A 21,382-nucleotide genomic window follows, 5' to 3' on the forward strand; every position below is an offset into this window, starting at 1 on the left:
CCGTAAGGACTGGTGGAGCGCTTAGAAGTGAGAATGCCGGTATGAGTAGCGAAAGATGAGTGAGAATCTCATCCACCGAATGCCTAAGGTTTCCTGAGGAAGGCTCGTCCGCTCAGGGTTAGTCGGGACCTAAGCCGAGGCTGAAAAGCGTAGGCGATGGACAACAGGTTGATATTCCTGTACCACCTTTAAATCGTTTGAGCAATGGGGGGACGCAGGAGGATAGGGTAAGCGTGCTGTTGGATTAGCACGTCCAAGCAGTTAGGCCGGTAATGAGGCAAATCCCATTACCATGTCAGCTGAGCTGTGACGGCGAGGGAAATATAGTACCGAAGTTCCTGATTCCACACTGCCAAGAAAAGCCTCTAGCGAGATTTATGGTGCCCGTACCGCAAACCGACACAGGTAGGCGAGGAGAGAATCCTAAGGTGAGCGAGAGAACTCTCGTTAAGGAACTCGGCAAAATGACCCCGTAACTTCGGGAGAAGGGGTGCTCTTTTGGGTGTTAAAGCCCGAGAGAGCCGCAGTGAATAGGCCCAGGCGACTGTTTAGCAAAAACACAGGTCTCTGCGAAGCCGCAAGGCGAAGTATAGGGGCTGACACCTGCCCGGTGCTGGAAGGTTAAGAGGAGGGGTTAGCACGTTAAGTGCGAAGCTCTGAATTGAAGCCCCAGTAAACGGCGGCCGTAACTATAACGGTCCTAAGGTAGCGAAATTCCTTGTCGGGTAAGTTCCGACCCGCACGAAAGGTGTAACGATCTGGGCACTGTCTCAACGAGAGACTCGGTGAAATTATAGTACCTGTGAAGATGCAGGTTACCCGCGACAGGACGGAAAGACCCCGTGGAGCTTTACTGCAGCCTGATATTGAATTTTGGTACAGCTTGTACAGGATAGGTAGGAGCCTTGGAAGCCGGAGCGCTAGCTTCGGTGGAGGCATTGGTGGGATACTACCCTGGCTGTATTGACATTCTAACCCGCACCCCTTATCGGGGTGGGAGACAGTGTCAGGTGGGCAGTTTGACTGGGGCGGTCGCCTCCTAAAAAGTAACGGAGGCGCCCAAAGGTTCCCTCAGAATGGTTGGAAATCATTCGTAGAGTGTAAAGGCACAAGGGAGCTTGACTGCGAGACCTACAAGTCGAGCAGGGACGAAAGTCGGGCTTAGTGATCCGGTGGTTCCGCATGGAAGGGCCATCGCTCAACGGATAAAAGCTACCCCGGGGATAACAGGCTTATCTCCCCCAAGAGTCCACATCGACGGGGAGGTTTGGCACCTCGATGTCGGCTCATCGCATCCTGGGGCTGTAGTCGGTCCCAAGGGTTGGGCTGTTCGCCCATTAAAGCGGTACGCGAGCTGGGTTCAGAACGTCGTGAGACAGTTCGGTCCCTATCCGTCGTGGGCGTAGGAAATTTGAGAGGAGCTGTCCTTAGTACGAGAGGACCGGGATGGACGCACCGCTGGTGTACCAGTTGTCTTGCCAAAGGCATCGCTGGGTAGCTATGTGCGGAAGGGATAAGTGCTGAAAGCATCTAAGCATGAAGCCCCCCTCAAGATGAGATTTCCCATAGCGTAAGCTAGTAAGATCCCTGAAAGATGATCAGGTTGATAGGTCAGAGGTGGAAGCGTGGCGACATGTGGAGCTGACTGATACTAATAGATCGAGGACTTAACTAAAAACTCTTAGCGTAAGCTAAGAAAGATTACTTGGCAAATTGGTTTACTTCTAAATGATTTAGTTTTGAGAGAATAATTCTCTAAATAAATAAGTCTGGTGACGATAGCGAGAAGGTCACACCCGTTCCCATACCGAACACGGAAGTTAAGCTTCTAAAGCGCCGATGGTAGTTGGGGGTTCTCCCCCTGTGAGAGTAGGACGTCGCCAGGCACTAATGAAACAAGCATCTACTTTGGTGGATGCTTGTTTTTTTATTGGTGTATTAATAATTGGATAGAATTCCTATCAAGAGAGATTAGGCTTGGCGTCTATCTTGCAGAATCCGTGCTTTTCCCATTTGATAAACAAAAAATTGGTATTTTGGATCCATTGTTTTTGTGTTGACAATGTCTCTCTCACATTCCATACATATAAAAGATTGAAAGAGATGAATTCCTTCTAATTTAGCTTTTTCACATATGAGACATATTTCTCCATTAATTGACTGGGTATGATGATATTTCCCCATTTTCCCCCACCTCCATAGAAACTATTTTTACCATTTTAGCAATCATTTATACATTGAGTCTCAAAGTCTATCAATCACTTATTTTTTTCGTCTTAACAAATTTAAAACCAGGCAATGATGAGATAGCAAAAAAAGTGATAAAATAAATAGAGAGAAAAAAGAAAAGAGGAATACTATTGCAAGAAAAAACACCTTTATATTCTAAACTCTTACAGTTTCAGTCGGAAAATAATATATCTTTTCACGTGCCAGGTCATAAGAATGGAGAATTGCTTTCTTATGATGACGATGTATGGAGAAGACAATTATGGAAATTTGATGTTACGGAGCTTAATGGTCTAGATGATTTACATGCTCCTATGGGCGTAATTGGTGATGCAGAAAAACTATTAACAGATCTTTATGGAGTGAAAAAAAGTTATTTTCTTGTAAATGGAAGTACTGTCGGAAATTTAGCTATGATACTCTCCGCTTTAAAAGAAGGAGATAAAGTCTTTGTTCAAAGGAATAGTCATAAATCAGTAATGAATGGAATAAAGCTGGCTAAAGCAAAACCGATTTTGCTAAGTCCTGATTATGAGGAAGAATGGAAAGTAGAAACAGTCCTTTCAGAAAGAACCGTAAAGCAAGCAATTGCTCAATTTCCTGAAGTGAAAACACTTATCCTAACGTCTCCTAATTATTATGGTATGATTGGAAATTTAGAAGCAATCATTCAATTAGCCCATGCTAACGGTATTTGTGTTTTAGTAGATGAAGCGCATGGTGCTCATTTTATAGGAAATAATAAATTTCCACCATCAGCTGTTCAACTAGGGGCTGATATAGTTGTTCAGTCCGCACATAAAACCCTCCCAGCCTTAACCATGGGAGCATACTTACACTATAATACTGATTTCATAGAGGAGCATGAAGTAAAATATTATCTGGAGATATTGCAGTCCAGCAGCCCCTCTTATTTAATTATGGCTTCCTTAGATAAGGCTAGACACTATTTAGCAACATATAGTAAGGAGGATTGGGATTACCTCCAAAATACAGTTACTCGGTTTCATAATGAGCTAACAACGATTTCGCAGCTAAAAGTGTTAACTTATCCTTATAAAGGGGACCCCTTAAAAATTACTATTCAATCAACAATAGATAAAAATGGTTTCATCCTTCAAAAACAATTGGAAAAAGAAGGGGTTTATACAGAATTAGCTGATTCTAATAATGTACTATTTGTTTTTCCAATGTTAAAAAAAGAGATGATCTTCCCTTTAAATGAGGTTATTACTAAAATTAAAAGGGCATTGTCTGAAAACACATCTGAAATTTCCTATGAATGGGAAGCACCAGCATCTATAAAAAAAGGTGAGGATATAGTAGAATTAAAACTTAGTGAAACAGAGCAAGCTTTACGAAATAAAAGGGAAGTATCATTAAATGATGCCAACCATGCTATTTGTGCAGAAACAATTATTCCGTATCCACCAGGAATTCCAATTCTAATGCCCGGTGAGGAAATAACGATGTACCATATCAATCAAATAAAGAACTTATTAAAGGATGGAGCGAGATTCCAAGGAAGTCCATCTATTTATGAAAATAAAGTTAAAATTTTCGAGAAATGACAGCTTTAGGAGGACAATACGGTGACAAAAGGGCTCTTTATTACATTAGAAGGACCAGAGGGAGCAGGGAAAACAACGATTATTGATATGTTGTTAAACTATTACCAGGAACAAGGGAAGCAGATTATTAAGACTAGGGAGCCAGGTGGTATTCCTATTTCAGAAAAAATTAGAAGTATCATATTAGATCCCGAGCATACTGAAATGGATGCTAGAACAGAAGCTTTACTTTATGCAGCTGCAAGAAGACAGCATTTAGTAGAGAAAGTGATACCAGCTCTTAAAAGTGGAGCGATTATTCTATGTGATCGTTTTATTGATAGCTCATTGGCATATCAAGGCTTTGCTAGAGGAATTGATATGGACGAAATTTGGAAGATTAATCAATTTGCTATTGGAGATGTAATGCCTGAGCTAACGATTTATTTTGATCTTGATCCACGAGTTGGTTTAGCGAGAATCAATAATACTGGTGATAGGGAGATCAATCGTCTTGATTTAGAAAAGATAGAATTTCATGAATTGGTTCAAGAAGGTTATTATAACGTCATAGAGAAATTTCCAGAGAGAATTGTTAAAGTGGATGCATCCAAGCCTTTAGAGCAGGTTTTTCAAGATACGATAGAGATTATTAATCATTTTCTGAAGGAATGATGGTTACCTTTATATAATAGCATTAATGCAACTAGATTGGTTCTAAAAAAATGAGAAGTTGACAAAGTCCCTTAGGAATTATTTATCCTTTCAGCTGTTTGTTTTTGTATTTATTGCTATAATAGGAACAAGTTATAAAATCATTCGGAAACTATAATAAGGGGCGGGATAAAAATGAAATTAATTCTAACAGTCATTCAAGATAAAGATAGTAATAAATTGCTTAATGCACTTGTTGAAAATAATTTTAGAGCGACAAAGCTTGCAAGTACGGGCGGATTTTTGAAATCTGGGAATACCACCTTTATGATAGGAACGGAAGATATACGAGTGGAAAAGGCATTGCAAATTATTAAAGATAATTGTCAATCAAGAGATCAGTTAGTAGCTCCTGTTTCTCCAATGGGAGGAAACGCAGATTCCTATGTTCCTTATCCAGTGGAGGTGGAAGTGGGAGGAGCAACTGTTTTTGTATTACCTGTTGAGCAATTTAAGCAATTTTAAATCATATATCGGTTAGCTTCATGTAACCGATGTACTTTCATGCCTAAAGGACCAAGGCAGCTATGCCTTTTCAGTAAGAAGTAGAACGTTCTTCGGGAGGAAGAATATGAAGATTAATAAAGACAATCGAATTAATCCGGAAGGGACTAGAATAGAAGCAAAAGGTAGCCTAGGTGGTTCGAAATTTCAAGGATATGTCCAACAACAAAATGAGAAATTAAAGGTTGAGCAGCTTCAAACATTAATGAAAAACATTGATGATATTGGTAATAGGTTGGGGCGATCTCAAAATCTAAAGGATTTGACTAAATATAAATCCCTTGTAAAACAGTTTGTAAAGGAAGCTGTTGAATTTGGGATGGAAGTGAAAAAAGATAGTTCTTGGGATCAGTTTGGTCAGGGTAGAGATTTAAGTGTTGTACATGTCATAGATGATAAATTAGTTGAACTAACAGAAGAAGTAATGACAAAAGAGAAAAATAGTTTAAATATTTTGGATAAAATTGGTGAAATTAAAGGTTTGTTGATTAATATATATACGTAATGGAGTGATTGTCTTGACAAGAACATGGGAACAGCTTGAACAGACACAACCCATTGTTTTAAAGATGCTGAAAAATAGCTTAAAAAAAGAACGACTAGCACATGCCTATCTTTTTGAGGGAATGAAGGGAACTGGTAAAAGGGAAATAAGTCTTGTTCTCACAAAGAGTATTTTATGTGAAAATAGTATAGAAGGATATGTTCCATGTGAAACATGTTCTAATTGCAAGAGGATAAATAATGGAAATCATCCAGACGTTCACTTACTTGAGCCAGATGGATTATCAATAAAAAAACATCAGATACAAAGTCTGCAAGAAGAATTTTCAAAAACTGGGGTGGAGTCAAAGCAAAAGGTTTACATTCTTGTTCATGCAGATAAAATGACCACAAATGCAGCTAATAGTTTGCTGAAATTTTTGGAAGAACCTAATGCGGAAACTACTGCAATTCTACTAACCGAACAAATTCAACAAATATTGCCGACTATTTTATCTCGATGCCAGACGCTTTCCTTTAAACCATTATCCCCAAACGAAATGGCAAAAGAACTAGTAAAAAATGGAATTAAAACGAATGAAGCCCCTTTGCTTGCGCAAATTACCAATAGTTTTGAAGAAGCATTGACTCTTAGTACGGATGAATGGTTTGTACAAGCGCAAAAAATAGTGGTAAAATTATATGAGGCTCTTAAAGGAGCTCCTTTAGAAGCATTAGTAGCTCTTCAAAGAGAATGGTTTTCACATTTTAAAGAAAAAGATCAGTTTGATAGAGGACTCGATTTATTATTGCTACTATATAAAGATTTATTATATATACAGCTTGGCAAGCACAATCAGATTGTATACGTTAGCGAGAAAGAACGTCTAGAGGCCAATGCCTTAAGAACTTCTAACAGACGCTTAACGGAACAAATGACAGCTATTTTTGAAGCAAAGCGAAAGCTGCAAGGGAATATGAATCCACAGTTATTGATGGAGCAGCTGGTGCTAAAGCTGCAGGAGGGATCTTCAGTTGTATGATGTTGTAGGAATCCGCTTTAAAAAAGCTGGAAAAATATATTATTTTGATCCAAATGAATTAATTATTCAAAAAGGAGACTTTGTCATCGTTGAAACTGTTCGGGGTGTAGAGTTCGGAAGAGTAGTAATAGGACCGAAAAAAGTAGATGAAAATGACGTTGTTTTACCTTTAAAAAAAGTATTAAGAATTGCGGATCAGAAAGATCAAATGATTGTAGAGGAAAACAAAATTGCAGCAAAAGAAGCATATGATGTTTGCAGTGAGAAAGTGACGCTACATGAATTAGAAATGAAATTGGTTGATGTAGAATATACATTTGACCGTAATAAAATTATTTTTTATTTTACCGCAGATGGTCGAGTAGATTTTAGGGAATTAGTAAAAGATTTGGCATCCATTTTTAGAACAAGAATTGAGCTTCGTCAGATTGGGGTCAGAGATGAGGCGAAAATGCTAGGTGGCATTGGACCTTGTGGAAGAATGCTTTGCTGTTCAACTTTCTTAGGTGATTTTGAACCAGTATCTATTAAGATGGCAAAAGATCAAAACCTTTCCTTAAATCCAACAAAAATTTCTGGATTATGTGGACGATTAATGTGTTGTTTAAAATATGAAAATGATGATTATGAAGCTGCAAAAGAACTTTTGCCAGACTTAGGTGATTGGATTAATACACCGGATGGAAAGGGAAAAGTTGTTGGTTTAAATATTTTAGAACGTGTACTCAAAGTGGAAATTTCTGAACAAGAACGAGTGCTTGAATATACATTAGATGAAATACTGCAAGAAGATGCTGTTTCAGTTCAATCCACAGATTAATGAGGTGGAAGAGTGGATAAAAAAGAAGTTTTTGAATCAGTAATAAATATGGAAAGTCAAATTGGTAACTTATATAAGCAATTAGGTGATCTTAAACAGCATGTAGCTGAACTTATTGAAGAAAATAATAGGTTGAAGCTAGAAAATGAGAACCTAAGAAGGCATTTAGAGGATATACCAAGAGAGAAAGATTCAAGACAGGATAATCATAAAAAAAGAAACGCAAAACAAAGTAAGATGATGGAGGAGAAAAACATTGATATAGGGGAAGGGTATGATAACCTTGCAAGGCTGTATCAAGAAGGTTTTCATATTTGTAATCTTCATTTTGGGAGTCCCCGAAAAGATGGTGATTGTCTATTTTGCTTGTCGTTTCTTAATAAAAAATAAGGATGTCTCAAAGAAAATAATCCCTGTGAAAATAAGCAATACAACCAATCGTATTGTACGGGATGACTCTTTCTTCTTGAGACATCTCTTTTTCTATGCAAGAAATAATTAAATGGAGGTTAAGGGTAGTGGTTCCATTAATTGGAGATGAAAGATTAGATTATTTATTGGATGAACGTTTAAGGATTATTCAAAGTCCATCCGTATTTTCATTCTCATTAGATGCAGTATTATTAGCTGATTTTGTAGCTATTCCCTTAAATAAGGGGAAAATAGTTGATTTATGTAGTGGAAATGGAGTTATTCCACTCTTTTTATCGCTTCGTACACAGGGAGAAATCATAGGAGTCGAGATACAGGAACGATTATATGATATGGCACATCGAAGTATACAGTATAATCAATTAGAAGAGAAAATTAAAATGATTCATGGTGATATTAAGGATGCCCCTGGCTTCCTTGGATTTGAGAAGTATGATGCAGTTACGTGTAATCCACCCTACTTTAAGAAGACTAATTCTATAGAAGAGATTAATATAAATGAACATCTTGCTATTGCGAGGCATGAGCTCCTCTGTACGTTAGAGGACTCCATTAGTGTAGCTAGCCAGTTAGTTAAACAAGGTGGAAAAGTAGCTTTTGTCCATAGACCAGGAAGATTATTAGATATCATTACTTTAATGAGAGCAAATCGATTGGAGCCAAAGCGTATCCGATTTGTTTATCCAAAAGTAGGGAAGGAAGCAAATATTCTGCTAGTCGAAGCAATCAAAGATGGAAAACCAGACTTAAAAGTTTTACCTCCGTTATTTGTTTATAAAGATGGCAACAATTATACAGAGGAAATGAGTAAAATTCTGTATGGAAAGTAAGAAGCATTATTTCTATGTATTAATTTGTAAAGATGGAAGCTATTATGCAGGCTATACAAATGATCTTCAAAAGCGTTTAAATACGCATAATGCCGGTAAAGGGGCAAAATATACTAGAGGGCGTTTGCCAGTAGCGATTATTTATCATGAGGAGTTCCAAACAAAACAGGAAGCTATGCAAAGAGAGTATGCCTTTAAACAATTAGGGAGAAAGAAAAAAGAGCAGTTTTTAATGAAGGAGGTTGGTGAAGTAAATGAAACAACAAAAAAGCTATAAAGACAAAAGAGGATCTCTGTATTTAGTCCCTACTCCTATCGGAAATTTAGAAGATATGAGCTTTCGCGCAATCAGGATTCTGAAAGAGGCAGATGTTATTGCTGCAGAAGATACACGTAATACAAAAAAGCTTTGTAACTATTTTGAAATCACTACACCCGTGGTTAGTTATCATGAGCATAATAAAGAGACGAGTGGCCAGAAGCTATTACAAGCTTTAAAAGAAGAAAAAGTTATTGCCTTAGTAAGTGATGCAGGAATGCCAACTATTGCGGATCCAGGATATGAACTAGTTATAGATGCTATTGATCAAGAGATTCCAGTTATTCCCCTTCCAGGAGCCAATGCGGCATTAACAGCGCTTATTGCTTCAGGTCTTCCGACACATCCTTTTTATTTTTATGGATTTCTTAATCGACAAAAAAAGGAGAAGAAAAAAGAATTGCTTTTCCTTAAGAATATTCCAGGTACAATTCTTTTATATGAATCTCCACACCGTTTAAAAGAAACATTAGCTTTGATAATGGATATACTTGGAAATAGAAAGATTACTTTATGCAGAGAATTGACCAAGCTATATGAAGAATTTATTCGTGGTACAGTAGAGGAAGCACTTGCATGGTCTCAATCAGAAGAAATTCGAGGAGAATTTTGCTTAGTTATTGAACAGGGTGAATTCCAAAAAGAAGAAGAAAATAATTGGTGGGACGAATTGACCGTTGTACAACAAGTGGATCATTATGTTCAAAAAGAAGGAATTACAGTAAAAGAAGCGATTAAAAAGACAGCATTGGATAGAGGAATGCAAAAAAGAGACGTCTATCAAGAATATCATATTGAATAAGAAAAGGGCTGCCGTCTTAAAGATGAACATTAAAATAGCATGGTGTTCACCTTTAAGGCGGTAGCCCTTTGTTTATAAAAAAGAATGAATAAGTTCTAGTTCTTCAAGAAGCTTCCAATCCAATAAAGTGATGGATAAAGACTAATTAAATAAGCACTTACACATTTCTTGTTTTATTCTTATTTTGAAACTTCAAAGTTACTTTTAATTTCTTGGATTAGTTGCTCTGCGCCTTCACGGCTAAGGATTAATTTACCGCCAGCTAAAGAAAGGTTGTCATCTGAAACTTCTCCTGTAACTTGGCAAGTCATGTTTGGCTTATATTTTTTTAAGATGATTTTTTCATCATCTACATAAATTTCTAGAGCATCTTTTTCAGCAATACCTAATGTACGTCTTAATTCGATTGGAATAACCACACGACCTAATTCATCAACTTTACGAACAATACCTGTAGATTTCATTTGTTTTCTCCTCCCAGAAAGTGAATATTTATATTTTTTTCGCTAATTTTCGACAAATTTCTTTGTATGTCATTATAATACCAGCCATTCCCATAAACGTCAATTATTTATTTTCAAATTATTGTATTTTAAAAAAACTTGTTACATTAGGCTTTTGTGAGAGGTGGTCAGATACTTAACTATGTGTTGGGATAAATTGGTAGAGTCTGTTCGTTCTATTATCGTTCTTTTTTCGACAAAAACCAACATTTTCACTTTTTCCCACCACTCTAAAAAATGTCTGTTGCATTAACTAGTAATTTTAGGTATATTTTGATGGGATAAAAGGAAAAAATGGCAATGATTATGCAGTTTATACGAATGTTCTTATACTTTTTTGTTTCGATAAAAAAGAAGAATGGTTACAATAGTAATATCGGTTATTTTTATTTTACTAAAGGTTCATATGTATACATATATATAGGAGGGAACTAAGTGAAGGATCAAGAAAAAGCTTTTTATATTACTACGCCAATCTATTATCCAAGTGGTAATTTACATATTGGACATGCTTACACAACAGTTGCTGGAGATGCGATGGCTCGTTATAAGAGAATGCGAGGTTATGAAGTTCGTTACTTAACCGGAACGGATGAACATGGACAAAAAATTCAGCGAAAAGCAGAAGAAGCAGGAATTACCCCTATTCAATATGTAGATGAAATAGTTGCAGGAATTAAAGAATTATGGGATAAGCTTGATATTTCCTATGATGATTTTATTCGTACAACAGAAAAAAGACATACAAATATTGTGGAAAAAATGTTTAAGAAGTTAGTGGATCAAGGAGATATTTATTTAGATGAGTATCAAGGCTGGTATTCTGTTTCTGATGAAACGTATTATACAGAACTTCAATTAGTTGATCCTATCCATGATGAAAATGGAAAAGTAATTGGAGGAAAAAGCCCTGACAGTGGTCATGCAGTTGAATTAGTAAAAGAAGAATCTTATTTCTTCAGAATGGGAAAATATGCTGATCGTTTATTAGCGTTTTATGAGGAAAACCCAGAGTTCATTCAACCAGAATCTCGCAAGAATGAGATGATTAATAACTTTATTAAACCAGGGTTAGAAGACTTGGCTGTTTCAAGAACTACATTTGATTGGGGAATTAAAGTTCCAGGAGATCCGAAGCATGTTGTTTATGTATGGATCGATGCACTTTCCAATTATATCACCGCACTAGGATATGGTTCTGATGATGAGACATTATATAAGAAGTTTTGGCCAGCGAATGTTCATTTGGTAGGGAAAGAAATTGTACGTTTCCATACGATTTATTGGCCAATTATGCTAATGGCATTAGATCTTCCATTGCCGAAGAAGGTTTTTGCACATGGTTGGATCCTAATGAAGGATGGCAAAATGTCCAAATCAAAAGGGAATGTGGTTAATCCTGTCACATTAATTAATCGTTATGGATTAGATGCCCTTCGCTATTATTTACTAAGAGAAGTTCCGTTTGGTTCTGATGGCGTATTTACTCCTGAAGCATTTGTAGAAAGAGTGAATTTTGACTTAGCCAATGATTTAGGAAATTTATTAAATCGTACAGTGGCGATGATCAATAAGTACTTTAATGGAGAAATACCTACTTATAAAAATTCGGAAGGAACGTTTGAAAATTCTCTTGTTGCAGCACATAGAGAAACAGTGGAGAAATATGTTGAGCATATGGAGAATATGGAGTTCTCTGTTGTATTAACAACATTATGGCAATTAATTAGCAGAAATAATAAATATATTGATGAGACACAACCATGGGTGTTGGCAAAAGAAGAAAAAACGGAAGAATTAGCAATTGTTATGAATCATTTAGCGGAATCATTAAGAAGAATCGCTATTTTACTAAAGCCATTCTTAACAAGAACGCCTGACAAGATTTTTAAACAACTAAACATACAGGATACTTCTTTACACACTTGGGATAGCCTGGAGCGTTTCGGGGTAATTCCTGCGGGTACTATAGTTGAGAAGGGAGATCCTATTTTCCCTAGATTAGATATTCAAGAAGAAGTGGAATTTATCAAGGGAGAAATGAAGGGACCTCAAAAGGAAGAAGAGAAGAAACCAGAAGCCCAAGAAATTCCAGAAGTAGATGAAATCACGATAGACGACTTTATGAAAGTGGACTTGCGTGTTGCACAGGTTCTTGAAGCAGAACCAGTGAAAAAAGCAGACAAGCTATTAAAGCTACAATTAGATTTAGGCTATGAGAAACGACAAGTAGTTTCCGGGATTGCTAAATATTATTCTCCGGAAGACCTAGTTGGCCGAAAAGTTATTTGTGTAACAAATTTAAAACCGGTTAAATTAAGAGGAGAACTTTCACAAGGAATGATTTTAGCTGGAAGTCATGACGGTGAACTGTCTCTTGCAACGATTGCAGAAGCTTTACCGCTGGGCTCAAAAGTAAAATAAAGTCAATGAAAAACATGGAGATGTTCCTAAAGAGGAATCGCCTATCTTATTAAAAGGCGAGGAAAACAATAGGCTAAACATCTCTGTGTTTTTTGTTCTATCAGCAAGGACTAAAGAGGGATTGCACTAACAATAAACAGTTGTGAGTATATCTAACAAAAGATGGAGGGATGATTTTCATGTTATTTGATACACATACACATATCAATGCAGATGAGTTTCAAGATGATTTAGAAGAAGTAATAGAACGGGCACTTGATGCCGGTATGGAAAAAATGGTAGTTGTTGGATTTGATAGACCTACCATCACAAGAGCGATGGAGCTTGTTGAGCAATATGAGTTTGTTTATGCAAGTATAGGATGGCATCCAGTAGATGCTATTGATATGGTAGAGGAAGACTTAGTTTGGATTGAAGAGTTAGCAAAGCATCCAAAAGTAATTGCAATAGGAGAAATGGGATTAGATTATCATTGGGATAAATCGCCAAAGGAAATTCAAAAAGAGGTATTTAGAAAACAAATTCAACTAGCAAAAAAAGTAAAACTTCCGATAATTATTCATAATCGTGAAGCTACCGCTGATATTGTAGAAATTTTAAAAGAAGAAGATGCTAAAGAAGTTGGGGGCATTATGCACTGTTATGGTGGAAGTGTAGAAACAGCACTAGATTGCATAAATATGAATTTCTATATCTCACTAGGAGGAACGGTTACTTTCAAAAATGCTCGGAAACCGAAGGAGGTTGCAGAAGCAATTTCACTAGATCATTTATTAATTGAAACAGACTGTCCATATTTAGCACCGACACCGTTTAGAGGAAAAAGAAATGAACCGAGTTATGTAAAATTAGTAGCAGAGGAGATTGCTGCAATCAAAGGAATTTCTTACGAAGAGGTTGCTAGGAAAACAACAGAAAATGCAAAAAAATTATTCGGCATAAACTGATAAAGGTTTTTGTCGAATAACGAATGGACTTGTCCGAAATTCACCTTATTTTTAATCGTTCTACATCGCTTTCTTTTCTCATAGACTAATTATGTCGAGATTTCTTTCTTTCCTTTCGCCTGTTTTTTTTGCATAATAAGATATACCTTCAAAGATTCTTAAGGGTTGACAGCAGACATGATACTCTATATAATCACTCCGAGAGAAAAGGAGGCGTTTTTCATCGTAATCCAAAACATGAAAAACCTGTTTTCGAAATCTTTGAGCAGGAAAAAGGTGTCCATCTTTTTAGCTAGTTTCATCGTTTTTGCAAGTAGCTTAGGATTTATAATTTATGAAACTACTAAAAATACTGTGGCGCTGACGCTAAATGGTAAAGAACAAATCATCGAGACGCACTCATCTACTATACAACAAATATTTGATGACTTGGACATTGCCGTTGGCTCAGAAGATTATGTGTTTCCCTCGTTAAACACAAAGGTTACAGATAACCTTGAAGTTGTCTGGAAGAAAGCTAAGCAGGTTGAATTACAAAAAGACGACGAGAAGAAAACGGTTTGGACAACAGTAGATACTGTTAAGGAGTTTTTAGAAGAACAAAAAATTTCTTTGAACGAGCACGATCAGATCAACCAGAAAGAAACTAACGCTATAGAACATAATATGGAAGTTGTCGTACATACAGCATTTCCAGTAACACTAGTAGACGCAGGAAAGAAAAAACAAGTATGGTCCACTTCGACTACGGTCGCTGACTTTTTAACACAACATGAGATATCACTTGCAAAATTAGACCGAGTTGAACCAAATCTAAAAGAAAAAGTGAAAGAAGAAACTGTTGTTAATATAAAAAGAATAGAAAAGGTCACCGATGTAGTGGAACAACCAATTAACTTTGCCGTTATCACCCAAAAGGACGATGATCTTCCGGCAGGAACTGAAAAAATACTGAAAGAGGGCGCAGAAGGATTAGTCTCTAAAAAGTATGAGGTTACCAAGGAAAATGGCAAAGAAATTTCCCGGAAATTACTCAGTGAAACAACAGTGAAAGAAAAGCAGGACAAGATTGTATCTGTTGGAACAAAAGACGAAGTAATACAACTAGCATCCCGAGGAGAAGAAAGCGGGAAAGAAGTGTACGTCAATTCAACAGCATATACTGCTAGCTGTAATGGATGTTCTGGCCGAACGGCTACTGGAATTGATCTGAAAGCTAATCCAAATGCAAAAGTAATTGCTGTCGACCCAAGTTTTATCCCTTTAGGAACAAAGGTTTATGTAGATGGCTATGGCTATGCTGTTGCAGGTGATACAGGCGGAAGCGTGAAAGGTCAGAAAATCGATGTTTTCTTTTCTACAAAAGCAGAAGCTTACCGCTGGGGTAACAGGCAAGTTAAGATAAAAATAATTAATTAGCAATCAATAAATATCGACACTTTATCATCCAAATTGGAAGGATAAAAAGATAGCTAATCTGGCAGAGGAATCAATTCCTCTGTCTTTTTCTTTGCTTCTGTTCACATTTTCTCACATGATAACTAGTCTGCACAAATCGCCGTTTGTTAAAACATAAATATTAGCTATAATGATAGTGATTATAAATTTTTCTCTCTCTGTATATATAGACGATTCATGTTACAATTATGTTTCATTTTTTTTCAAATTTTATAATTATTTTTTTGGAGGTTCCATGAAGATTAAAGAAATAATAGTAGTGGAAGGACGAGATGACACAACTGCTCTTAAACGAGCGGTTGACGCAGATACAATTGAAACAAACGGTTCAGCAATTAATCAAGAAACATTGGATAAAATAAAGCTAGCACAAAAAACTAGGGGTGTTATTGTTTTAACTGACCCAGACTATCCTGGTCAAAAGATTCGTCATACAATTGAAAAGCATATTCCTGATTGTAAACATGCTTTTATACCAAAGGAGCTTGCTATCCATAAGCATGGTAAAGGTGTTGGTGTGGAACATGCATCAATAGAAGCAATTAGAGAAGCATTAAAAGATGCTCATCTTATGCAGGAATCGATAACGGAAGAAATTACAAAAGAAGATTTAATAGATGCAGGATTAATTGGTGGTGCCGGTTCTAAAGAGCGTAGAGAGCAGTTAGGAAAGCTGCTTAAAATTGGGTATACAAATGGGAAACAGCTTTATAAGAGATTACTGATGTTTCATATTACAAAGGAAGAGTTCGCACAAGCCATTAAGGAAATGCGCCAGGAGGGTAAGGATGTATAAAGATATCGCAACACCAGCAAGAACAAGAGCAATTCTAGATAAGTATGGTTTTTCTTTTAAGAAAAGCTTAGGGCAAAATTTTTTAATTGATACAAACATTTTAAGAAATATTGTGGATCATGCCGAGCTCACAGAAGAATCTGGTGCAATAGAGGTTGGTCCTGGAATCGGAGCATTAACAGAACAGCTTGCGAAGCGAAGCAAGAAGGTTGTTGCATATGAAATCGATCAACGACTGCTGCCGATTTTAAAGGAAACGCTTGAGCCATATCCACATGCGAAGGTTATTCATCAGGATATCTTAAAAGCAAACGTAAAGGAAATGTTAGAAACAGAATTTAATGATATTCGGGATATTATGCTCGTTGCTAATTTGCCTTATTATGTGACAACGCCAATCATTATGAAGATTTTAGAAGAAAAACTTCCTTTAAGAGGAATTGTTGTCATGCTTCAAAAAGAGGTAGCAGAACGAATATCTGCTAAACCAGGAACGAAGGAATATGGATCTCTTTCCATTGCTATTCAGTACTATACGAAACCAGAAGTAGTCATGATTGTGCCGAAAACAGTCTTTGTTCCTCAACCAAATGTAGATTCAGCTGTAATTCGTTTAACCATTCGGGAAACACCGTCCGTTTCAGTGAAAAATGAAGACTTTTTCTTTCAAATAACAAGAGCAAGCTTTGCTCAAAGACGAAAAACGATTTTAAACAATCTCTCAAGCCAGCTAGAGGGCGGAAAAGAAAAGAAGGCTGAAATAATAGCGGCGCTTGAACAAGCGGGAATTGAGCCTTCTAGACGCGGAGAATCATTGTCTATCGAAGAGTTTGCAAAGTTAAGTGATGTTCTTTATGAAATGTTTAGCAAATAATGACTAGAAATAGGTGTACAGATTATTTTCTTTTCCCTAAAAGAATGACCGGGAAGAGAAACCTTCTGTGCATCTTTTTTGTTCTTCACGAAAATAGCCTTATTTTGTTTCCGTTCTTCTCTTTCGAATCGCTCACAACTTTCTAGACATATGCATAATTTATCAGAGATAGATATTGAATACTAAATAACCACTCAGAAACGTGTTTGGGTTAATTGGAGTGACGACAGTGGCTATAAACATCATGGATATCGTCGGTAGAGAGTCTTATCATTGTGATCTGTTATTTCGAATAATTGATATGAAAGAGGTAAATGGTCAAAAAATCGCTATTCTTTATGGGGAGGATTTTCGTCTCATTGCAGATGCTCCATATGAGGATTTAGCGTTAATCAATCAACCGATGCAACGGAAAATTTCACAAAAGGTCCAGTTGATGGAGGAGCAATCTCTCCAATTATTTCGACAAGATGTGAATCTCTTAAGAAGAAAACAGGAGTATCAAGTAACAGAGGCATATAGCAAACCCTCTAACTATTTTCAACTACCAGGCAAAGTGCTGCATATTGATGGAGATCCAAATTATTTGAAAAAATGTTTAACTTTATATGAAAAAATTGGAATCCCTGTAAATGGGGTGCATTGCAATGAAAAAGAGATGCCTAGTAAAATAAGCAGTCTTTTGGATTATTATCGTCCAGATATACTTGTTATAACAGGGCATGATGCCTATTCTAAGGCTTTAGGGGAGAAAAACGATATTAATGCATACCGACATTCAAAATACTTTGTACAGACCGTCAGAGAAGCGAGAAAGAAGCTTCCGAATTTGGATCAGTTAGTTATTTTTGCTGGTGCTTGTCAATCACACTTTGAATCCCTTATTTATGCAGGTGCTAATTTCGCAAGCTCTCCTTCGAGAGTAAATATTCATGCGCTTGATCCTGTCTATATTGTTGCGAAGATTAGTTTTACACCCTTTATGGAAAGAGTAAATGTTTGGGATGTTTTAAGGAATACCTTAACTGGCGAAAAAGGGCTAGGTGGAATAGAAACCAAAGGGGTTCTTCGAACAGGTATGCCATATCATACAAATCAATCAGAAGAGGTGTAAACAAAAGCCGCATACAGGGGATAATAATAGCAATAAGCAGCCATAGGAGGGTAATATGGCTGCTTATTGCTATACATCTTGTGTGCTTCTTTGTTGATTTCAATTAAAAATATAATTTAACACTTTTTTGCCAGTTGTTTAAAAAGTTGAATTTTTCTACATATTTATTCTTATGAGGTGCATACTAATCTTTGTTGAAAAATTGGAGAAAAATAAGAATAAAAAATATTGACAACTTCCAAAAAAGACTGTTATAATTTATGTTTTTATTTGACTCTGTTGTGTCAGTGTGATATACTTTACACAGTGAGGTGGACCGAATGGCAAAAACATTATCAGATATAAAAAAAGCTCTTGATTCAAATTTAGGAAAAAGGCTTATGCTGAAGGCAAATGGCGGTCGTCGTAAGACAATTGAGCGTTCTGGCGTGTTAGCAGAGACTTATCCATCTGTGTTTGTAGTGGAGTTAGATCAGGATGAAAATGCATTTGAACGTGTATCATACAGCTATGCAGATGTTTTAACAGAAACGGTTCAAATTACCTTCTTTGAGGATACATCAGGACAAATTGCTTTAAGCTAACTATATATTGCTTGAAAGCATTAAGCGGCAGTAAACAATTTGTTTGCTGCTTTTTTCATGCAATCAAAATAGAAAGCAAGAGATTTTTTTAATAAGGTCGGCAGCGAATGTATAAATAAGTATCGCTTTTGGCAACAAATAGATAACATGAAAAAATAATGATAGTTACATACTAAACCTACCGTGGGTGATGAAAGGAGAGATTCACTTTGGGTAGACGAAAAGGAATTATGTCTGAAGGGTTAAAAGAAGAATTGGCAAAAGAACTAGGTTTCTATGATGTGGTCCAACAAGAGGGCTGGGGCGGTATTCGTGCAAGGGACGCAGGGAATATGGTCAAAAGAGCAATAGAAATTGCAGAGCAAAGTCTTCTTACTCAAAATAAAGAGTAACTTCAACATCACTTAACGTCCATCTTATTTGTATTATAATCACAATGGATTTACTCACGGTAACAATAGGATCTATCATTAGCTAATATCTATATTCCAAATATAGATAGAAAGATAATGATAGATCCTTTTTGTTCTAAAATGAATAAGTTAATATCGCCTTTAAAATCGTGATAATAATCAGGTAAACATAATCTCTATTACATGTAATAGAATGATTTGTGGTAAAATCACTATATCCAAATAGAAGATTAGATGAGCATAATGCTTAGATAGGTACGGAATAAGGAAAAGATAAAGTTCGTCTAGCCTACTATTATTACCTCCTTTAAGGAAAAGCTGTTTTCTTTAGTAGGAGGAAAAAAGTAAATGATGAAATTTGTTAAGTGGGTGGAAATATTGAAGCTTTTGGTTAAAGCGCCAGCTAAAATCAATTTGTCATTGGATGTGCTTCATAAGAGACCAGATGGGTATCATGAAGTAGAAATGATTATGACAACAATTGATTTAGCAGATAGAATCGAGCTAGCACTGCTAGATAGCGATGTAATAAAAATAATTTCTCTTAATAGATTTGTTCCTGATGACCAACGCAATCTTGCTTATCAAGCAGCAAATATATTAAAAGAAAAGTTCCATGTAAAAAAAGGTGTAGAAATAAAAATAGAAAAAAACATCCCTGTTGCAGCTGGTTTAGCTGGAGGAAGCAGTGATGCAGCAGCTGTATTACGCGGTCTAAACAAGTTGTGGGATCTAGGGCTAACATTAGATGAGTTAGCCGTAATTGGGGCTGAAATAGGGTCTGATGTGTCTTTCTGTGTATACGGAGGAACAGCACTTGCAACTGGAAGAGGGGAAATCATTAAAGAATTGCCTGCACCTCCAGTTTGTTGGGTTATTTTAGCGAAACCATTTATTGGTGTATCAACTGCTGATATTTATAAAAGACTAGATGTAGAGGCAATTGAGCATCCAAATACGGAAAAAATGATCGAGTCAATTTCATCAAAGGATTATGATTTGATGTGTGAGAACGTAGGGAATGTATTAGAAAATGTCACTTTATCCTTATATCCTGAGGTTGCCCAAATAAAAGAGCAAATTTGTAAGTTTGGCGCAGATGCAGTACTTATGAGTGGAAGTGGTCCTACTGTTTTCGGATTAATTCAGCATGATTCAAGAATGAATCGTGTTTACAATGGATTAAGAGGATTTTGTGACCAAGTATTTGCAGTGAGAATGATTGGACAGCGACATACACTTGATTAAATCCGTATGATAATGTAAAATTGTCCTTAAATATTCGGATTTTGGAGGTTCTGTTATGAAGTTTCGTCGTAGTGAACGTTTAATAGACATGACGAATTACTTGCTGGAGCATCCTAGGCAGTTAGTGTCTCTTTCTTATTTTGCAGAAAAATACAGTTCAGCCAAGTCTTCGATAAGTGAAGATTTGGCTATTATTAAGGAAACATTTGAGCAAAGAGGAATAGGGACTTTACATACATTGCCAGGAGCAGCCGGGGGAGTAAAGTATCAAGTAAGAGTCAGTGAAGAGGAAGCAAAACCATTTGTAGATGAGCTTTGCGATTTAATTAAAAGTCCAGAAAGATTATTGCCAGGGGGATACCTATATATGAACGATATACTAGGTAACACGGCTATCGTTCAAAAAGTAGGCAGGCTTTTTGCATCAGCCTTTTCTGATACTGATATAGATGTAGTCATGACAGTAGCGACAAAGGGAATTCCTTTGGCGTATGCAGTAGGGAATTATTTAAATGTTCCTGTTGTTATGGTTAGAAGAGACAGTAAAGTAACAGAAGGTTCTACTGTAAGTATCAACTATGTTTCTGGATCTACTAAAAGGATTCAAACAATGCTATTGTCAAAAAGAAGCTTGGAAGACGGTTCAAAGGTTTTGATTGTGGATGACTTTATGAAAGCAGGGGGTACCATCAATGGTATGATTAGCTTATTAGAGGAATTCAATGCAAGCGTTGCAGGAATAGCAGTATTAGTTGAAGCAGAAGAAGCGGAAGAAAGATTAGTGGATGATTATTTATCACTAGTCAAATTATCGGGCGTTGATGTGAAAGAAAAGAAAATTTCTGTGAAAAATGGTAATTATTTTGACAAAAAATAGATCTTAGGGGGAAACGACTAATGAAAGTTGTTCAAACAAGTAACGCACCAGCAGCTATCGGGCCATATTCTCAAGGTATTATTGTTAATAATCTGTTTTTCAGTTCTGGTCAAATTCCTTTAACTGCTGAAGGTACCTTAATCGAAGGAGACGTTCAGGCACAGACACATCAAGTATTTAAAAATTTAGCTGCTGTTTTAAAAGAAGCGGGTGCATCGTTTGAAACGGTTGTTAAAGCGACTGTATTTATTAAAAATATGGAAGACTTCCAAGCCATCAATGAAGTATATGGGGAATATTTCTCTACTCATAAACCCGCTCGTTCTTGTGTAGAAGTAGCAAGATTACCGAAAGATGTATTGGTTGAAATGGAAGTAATCGCTCTTTGTAAATAAGCTGCTTCATGGAGAGAAATAGT

23 protein-coding genes and 2 rRNA genes (1 of these 25 running past the window's edge) are annotated in these 21,382 nt (G+C 36.5%); 23 read left to right on the plus strand and 2 right to left on the minus strand.

Going from position 1 to position 21,382, the window contains the following annotated elements:
* Both AB3U99_RS00205 and rrf read left to right on the plus strand, forming a co-directional pair.
* Positions 1–1,675: ribosomal RNA gene (locus AB3U99_RS00205) — 23S ribosomal RNA — on the plus strand; it begins 1,264 nt to the left of the window's first position.
* A 93-nt stretch (positions 1,676–1,768) separates the two neighbouring features.
* Positions 1,769–1,886 (plus strand): 5S ribosomal RNA (rrf, locus tag AB3U99_RS00210).
* 85 nt (positions 1,887–1,971) lie between these two features.
* On the opposite strand, the gene AB3U99_RS00215 is transcribed toward rrf, so the two are convergent.
* Positions 1,972–2,184, minus strand: coding sequence for a sigma factor G inhibitor Gin (locus AB3U99_RS00215; protein WP_400244707.1), 213 nt, complete (start codon positions 2,182–2,184; stop codon positions 1,972–1,974).
* 176 nt (positions 2,185–2,360) lie between these two features.
* Here AB3U99_RS00215 and AB3U99_RS00220 point away from each other — a divergent pair, with 176 nt between their 5' ends.
* From AB3U99_RS00220 to rsmI, 10 genes are all read left to right on the plus strand, one after another.
* Entirely contained in the window at positions 2,361–3,800 is a 1,440-nt protein-coding gene (locus AB3U99_RS00220; RefSeq protein ID WP_400244709.1) for an aminotransferase class I/II-fold pyridoxal phosphate-dependent enzyme, read from the plus strand.
* Between the two features lie 21 nt (positions 3,801–3,821).
* A complete protein-coding gene (gene tmk / locus AB3U99_RS00225) occupies positions 3,822–4,454 on the plus strand; it encodes a dTMP kinase (RefSeq protein ID WP_400244711.1) in 633 nt (210 codons plus the stop codon).
* 174 nt (positions 4,455–4,628) lie between these two features.
* Positions 4,629–4,958 (plus strand): cyclic-di-AMP receptor, encoded by a 330-nt coding sequence (locus AB3U99_RS00230; RefSeq protein ID WP_031537105.1) that lies wholly within the window; start codon positions 4,629–4,631, stop codon positions 4,956–4,958.
* 106 nt (positions 4,959–5,064) lie between these two features.
* Positions 5,065–5,502: a YaaR family protein gene (locus AB3U99_RS00235; protein WP_400244713.1), complete on the plus strand. Its 438-nt coding sequence runs from the start codon at positions 5,065–5,067 to the stop codon at positions 5,500–5,502.
* 13 nt (positions 5,503–5,515) lie between these two features.
* Entirely contained in the window at positions 5,516–6,523 is a 1,008-nt protein-coding gene (gene holB / locus AB3U99_RS00240) for a DNA polymerase III subunit delta' (protein ID WP_400244715.1), read from the plus strand.
* Positions 6,516–7,343, plus strand: coding sequence for a stage 0 sporulation family protein (locus AB3U99_RS00245; RefSeq protein ID WP_400244717.1), 828 nt, complete (start codon positions 6,516–6,518; stop codon positions 7,341–7,343). The genes holB and AB3U99_RS00245 overlap by 8 nt, the downstream gene beginning before the upstream one ends.
* Positions 7,344–7,355: 12 nt before the next feature.
* Entirely contained in the window at positions 7,356–7,733 is a 378-nt protein-coding gene (gene yabA, locus AB3U99_RS00250; protein ID WP_400244718.1) for a DNA replication initiation control protein YabA, read from the plus strand.
* Between the two features lie 128 nt (positions 7,734–7,861).
* Entirely contained in the window at positions 7,862–8,605 is a 744-nt protein-coding gene (locus AB3U99_RS00255) for a tRNA1(Val) (adenine(37)-N6)-methyltransferase (RefSeq protein ID WP_400244720.1), read from the plus strand.
* A complete protein-coding gene (locus AB3U99_RS00260) occupies positions 8,595–8,882 on the plus strand; it encodes a GIY-YIG nuclease family protein (RefSeq protein WP_400244722.1) in 288 nt (95 codons plus the stop codon). Before AB3U99_RS00255 ends, AB3U99_RS00260 begins: the two co-directional genes overlap by 11 nt.
* On the plus strand, positions 8,860–9,726 hold the full coding sequence (gene rsmI / locus AB3U99_RS00265) for a 16S rRNA (cytidine(1402)-2'-O)-methyltransferase (protein ID WP_400244724.1): 867 nt from the start codon (positions 8,860–8,862) through the stop codon (positions 9,724–9,726). The genes AB3U99_RS00260 and rsmI overlap by 23 nt, the downstream gene beginning before the upstream one ends.
* Before the next feature lie 179 nt (positions 9,727–9,905).
* Here rsmI and AB3U99_RS00270 read toward each other — a convergent pair whose 3' ends face one another.
* Positions 9,906–10,190: an AbrB/MazE/SpoVT family DNA-binding domain-containing protein gene (locus tag AB3U99_RS00270; RefSeq protein ID WP_031537114.1), complete on the minus strand. Its 285-nt coding sequence runs from the start codon at positions 10,188–10,190 to the stop codon at positions 9,906–9,908.
* A gap of 474 nt (positions 10,191–10,664) precedes the next feature.
* Between AB3U99_RS00270 and metG the strand changes: the two genes are divergently transcribed.
* From metG to AB3U99_RS00325, 11 genes are all read left to right on the plus strand, one after another.
* Positions 10,665–12,653: a methionine--tRNA ligase gene (metG, locus tag AB3U99_RS00275; RefSeq protein ID WP_400244726.1), complete on the plus strand. Its 1,989-nt coding sequence runs from the start codon at positions 10,665–10,667 to the stop codon at positions 12,651–12,653.
* A 179-nt stretch (positions 12,654–12,832) separates the two neighbouring features.
* Complete coding sequence (locus AB3U99_RS00280; protein WP_400244727.1) at positions 12,833–13,600, plus strand: TatD family hydrolase; 768 nt, start codon at positions 12,833–12,835, stop codon at positions 13,598–13,600.
* 237 nt (positions 13,601–13,837) lie between these two features.
* Positions 13,838–15,019, plus strand: a complete 1,182-nt coding sequence (locus tag AB3U99_RS00285; protein ID WP_400247917.1) for a ubiquitin-like domain-containing protein — start codon at positions 13,838–13,840, stop codon at positions 15,017–15,019.
* Positions 15,020–15,293: 274 nt separating this feature from the next.
* On the plus strand, positions 15,294–15,854 hold the full coding sequence (rnmV, locus tag AB3U99_RS00290; protein WP_400244729.1) for a ribonuclease M5: 561 nt from the start codon (positions 15,294–15,296) through the stop codon (positions 15,852–15,854).
* Positions 15,847–16,728, plus strand: coding sequence for a 16S rRNA (adenine(1518)-N(6)/adenine(1519)-N(6))-dimethyltransferase RsmA (gene rsmA / locus AB3U99_RS00295; RefSeq protein WP_400244730.1), 882 nt, complete (start codon positions 15,847–15,849; stop codon positions 16,726–16,728). The genes rnmV and rsmA overlap by 8 nt, the downstream gene beginning before the upstream one ends.
* 229 nt (positions 16,729–16,957) lie before the next feature.
* A complete protein-coding gene (gene yabG, locus AB3U99_RS00300; protein WP_400244732.1) occupies positions 16,958–17,842 on the plus strand; it encodes a sporulation peptidase YabG in 885 nt (294 codons plus the stop codon).
* Between the two features lie 320 nt (positions 17,843–18,162).
* Positions 18,163–18,426 (plus strand): biofilm formation stimulator Veg, encoded by a 264-nt coding sequence (gene veg / locus AB3U99_RS00305; protein ID WP_016204729.1) that lies wholly within the window; start codon positions 18,163–18,165, stop codon positions 18,424–18,426.
* Between the two features lie 209 nt (positions 18,427–18,635).
* Entirely contained in the window at positions 18,636–18,818 is a 183-nt protein-coding gene (locus tag AB3U99_RS00310; RefSeq protein WP_400244734.1) for a small, acid-soluble spore protein, alpha/beta type, read from the plus strand.
* Positions 18,819–19,217: 399 nt separating this feature from the next.
* Positions 19,218–20,087, plus strand: coding sequence for a 4-(cytidine 5'-diphospho)-2-C-methyl-D-erythritol kinase (gene ispE, locus AB3U99_RS00315; RefSeq protein ID WP_400247919.1), 870 nt, complete (start codon positions 19,218–19,220; stop codon positions 20,085–20,087).
* Positions 20,088–20,142: 55 nt separating this feature from the next.
* Complete coding sequence (gene purR / locus AB3U99_RS00320) at positions 20,143–20,964, plus strand: pur operon repressor (protein WP_400244735.1); 822 nt, start codon at positions 20,143–20,145, stop codon at positions 20,962–20,964.
* 20 nt (positions 20,965–20,984) lie between these two features.
* Positions 20,985–21,359 (plus strand): RidA family protein, encoded by a 375-nt coding sequence (locus AB3U99_RS00325; RefSeq protein WP_400244736.1) that lies wholly within the window; start codon positions 20,985–20,987, stop codon positions 21,357–21,359.
* Positions 21,360–21,382: the final 23 nt, after the last annotated feature.

Source organism: Niallia tiangongensis, from assembly GCF_044704065.1.
Taxonomy (GTDB): Bacteria; Bacillota; Bacilli; order Bacillales; family Cytobacillaceae; genus Niallia; species Niallia tiangongensis.